This is a genomic window from Arhodomonas sp. KWT (genome assembly GCF_010993615.1).
In genome coordinates, this window is sequence record NZ_WNXE01000911.1 from 1 (window position 1) to 677 (window position 677).

General features: G+C 72.8%; 2 protein-coding genes. Both read left to right on the forward strand.

Translation table 11 applies throughout. The features are described 5' to 3' along the window. The coding region (locus G7A99_RS23235) for an FAD-linked oxidase C-terminal domain-containing protein (protein ID WP_305792364.1) at positions 1 to 182 on the forward strand (182 nt) is incomplete at its 5' end. A gap of 6 nt (positions 183 to 188) precedes the next feature. Beyond that, positions 189 to 677, forward strand: a 489-nt coding sequence (locus G7A99_RS23240) for a 4Fe-4S dicluster domain-containing protein (RefSeq protein ID WP_163144416.1), incomplete at its 3' end; no start/stop codon positions are given.

A 677-nucleotide genomic window follows, 5' to 3' on the forward strand; every position in this document is an offset into this window, starting at 1 on the left:
CGGCCGCGGTACGTGGCCCGGTCACCGCCCGTGGCGGCCACGCCGCGCTGTTCGCCGGCGGCGACCGCGACAGCGACGTCTTTCAGCCCCTGTCGCCGGTCCTCATGCGGGCGCACCGGCGCGTGAAGCAGGCATTCGACCCCGGGGCGATCCTCAACCCCGGTCGGCTGTATCCGGAGTAAGCGACCATGCAGACCCAACTCGCCGACTTCATCCGCGACACCGAGGCCGGCCAGGAGGCGGACGCCATCCTGCGCAAGTGCACGCACTGCGGTTTCTGCCTGGCCAACTGCCCCACCTACCGGCTATGGGGCGACGAGCTCGACAGCCCCCGCGGGCGCATCTACCAGGTGAAGCAGGTACTGGAGGGCGCAGAGCCCACCGAAAGCCTTCAGACCCACCTGGACCGCTGCCTCACCTGCCGGGCCTGCGAGACCACCTGCCCGTCCGGCGTCGAGTACGGACGTCTCGCCGACCTGGGTCGCGAGATCGTCGAGCGCGAGGTGCCGCGCCCGGTGTCCACACGCGCGCTGCGCTGGGCGCTGCGCGTCGTGCTGCCGCGACGGCAGCTGTTCTCCGCGCTCCTCGGCATCGGCCGTACGGTACGGCCGCTGGTGCCGCAGCCCCTGCGCTCGAAGATCCGCCCGCGCCGCACCGCCCCGGCCTGGCCGCAGGCG